Genomic DNA, 2,314 nt, shown 5'->3' with positions numbered 1-2,314 from the left:
TCCGTCTTGGGGTGGAAGAGATTATCCTCCAAATAGATGAGCGGGAATACAGTTACAGGCCGTTTTTTTCTAACTAGAATCGCTTTATGATTAAGGTAACAAATCACAAAGGATGATAATTATGAACGGACTATTGAGAATATTTAAAAGAAAACGAAAAAAACAAAAAAACAGTTTCATTGATCCCGCTCAACATGTAGCAGATCAAAATCGTGCACGCTATCACCACGATAATCAGCAACAAAGAATTAGACAGGTACTTTAATTGCGTGTTTAAGAAGTTGATAAACTAAAACTTCAATCAGTGGGGGTTCTTAGGTATCCCCACTGATTGTTAGCCCTAAAAGATGACCTAAAGGACTTTGATCCATTCGGGGTGCTAGCGTCCGATACTCCCACTTACAAACAATTTGATATTCTCGATGTTTGGAAGCGGGAGTCTTACGAACGGTAGCTCCGGAATAAATTTGAAGCAAGGAAGTCAAGGCGGTGAAGTTTCTAAGAACCGGAAGAACGAACCAACGAAGCGATGCACTGCTTATCATTTGGTAATTTGTTAAACATACTCTTTAAAAAGTACTATAATAATAAGAAGATGATGAAATTTACACGCAAACTAGGTATGGAAGGGAGTGTACGTTAAGTTAATGAGTCAACTTTATCGATTACAAAAAGAGGATTTACCTAAGGCAGCTGAAATTTTAGCCAATGCCTTTATTGATGACCCTCTTGCATGTGCATTTAAAGAATTGCCTGATTTTAAAGAAAAATTCACAGCTTTTTTTCAAGTACCAATAACCTATGCGCATAAATATGGTGAAGTATTTGCACCTTCAAAAGATTTAGAAGGTATCATGGCCTGGACGCCTGGTCATAAAGCTGAAATGTCGCTATGGCGCATAATGAGGAGTGGAGCGATCAAGCCAGCTATGCAGATGGGTCAGGCCTATAAAAATATTAAGCCTTTTGTCATGCAAACAACGAAAGATCGGAAGCATTTCATGAAAGGAAAAGATTTCTACTATCTTGCCATTATCGGTGTCTCCCCTGACCATCAAGGTAAAGGATTTGGAAAGAGATTGCTCCAAGCCTTTATTGAACACGGGAAAAAGAATGATCTCCCATTATATTTAGAAACAGAAACAGAGCAGAACGCATCGCTTTATCAGCATTTCGGATTTAAAACATTGAACCAGACTGAAATGCCATCATTAAACATGAACCTTTGGTCAATGGTTCGAGAATCTAAAAAAAATTATCCTATAAAGTGAAACTTCAATCAGTGGGGGTTTTTAGGTATTCCCCCCCACTGATTGTTAGTTGAACCATTCGGGGTGCTAGCGTCCGTTACTTCCACTTAAACAACTTGATATTCTCGTTGTTTTGAAGTGGGAGTCTTACGGACGGTTGCTCCGGGATAATCAAACATAGGGACGATTCATTAGAATCGTCCCTTAAATTAGTATCATATCATTTAATTCTTCTATTATTACAATATAGGTAAAAAAGACCTCATTCTTATTCAAAATGTTCTAACTCCATATCTTCTGTGAACACCAACCTTTTTTCTGGTTCAAGCTGCACTATTTCTCCATCAACTTCTTTTAGAGGATAGATATAGAGATAAAGTTCTTCTATATCTATAAGACTTACATCAGAAATCTGTCTGCGTTGAAACTGACCAAACATCCCTTTTTCCCCTATACTGTAAGAGTTATTATCATATCGATTGTTTTGCTCATCTTCTAACACAAGATGAAAAATATGATCGATAAATTCATCATCATATTTTTCCGTATCATACCACAACCCAAGGTGAATCTCCTCTAGATTAGGCAAATGAAATAAATCAGTAATCGTAATGTCTAATGTTTCAAACTGCTTATCTTCTATCTCTATGACGAGAATATCATCATCAATATAACGAAAAGATCCATTTCCATGAGACTGCCATGTTATCGGATTCTCATTTCCACGTTTCATTTGAATCATATACCATTCTTTATTCAAAAGATAAAAAATGATAAAAAAAATAATAAGAACTAAAATCGTAATGACCATCGCTATGATTTTCTTTTTTTACGAGTCATAGCTATGCCCCATACTTTCGTAACTGTCTTTGTATTTCAACTCGTTGGATGTTTGAATTTTATTTAATTGATCTTCTTTTAATTTGAAGATGTTTATGCCTTCGGAAAAATCAATCACATCATATACTTCATTGTTCTGATTTGTTATGATGAGCTCTTGATTATTAACTGATTTACAGACTATTCCGACGATAAAAATCACCCTATCCTAAGTTCTTGTTATA

At 35.7% G+C, this 2,314-nt stretch carries 3 protein-coding genes; 2 read left to right on the top strand and 1 reads right to left on the bottom strand.

What is annotated here, in order from left to right; translation table 11 throughout:
* Nucleotides 1-121: 121 nt before the first annotated feature.
* Nucleotides 122-265, top strand: coding sequence for a hypothetical protein (locus OWO01_RS15815; protein WP_268781440.1), 144 nt, complete (start codon nucleotides 122-124; stop codon nucleotides 263-265).
* Nucleotides 266-647: 382 nt separating this feature from the next.
* Nucleotides 648-1,271 carry a GNAT family N-acetyltransferase gene (locus OWO01_RS15810; protein ID WP_268781439.1) on the top strand — a complete coding sequence of 208 codons (624 nt, stop codon included), beginning with the start codon at nucleotides 648-650 and terminating at the stop codon, nucleotides 1,269-1,271.
* A gap of 247 nt (nucleotides 1,272-1,518) precedes the next feature.
* On the opposite strand, the gene OWO01_RS15805 is transcribed toward OWO01_RS15810, so the two are convergent.
* Nucleotides 1,519-2,061, bottom strand: coding sequence for a hypothetical protein (locus tag OWO01_RS15805; RefSeq protein WP_268781438.1), 543 nt, complete (start codon nucleotides 2,059-2,061; stop codon nucleotides 1,519-1,521).
* Nucleotides 2,062-2,314 lie beyond the last annotated feature (253 nt).

This window comes from Natronobacillus azotifigens, assembly GCF_026805325.1.
Lineage (GTDB): Bacteria > Bacillota > Bacilli > Bacillales > Amphibacillaceae > Natronobacillus > Natronobacillus azotifigens.
This window is presented reverse-complemented; position numbering and strand designations above follow the sequence as displayed.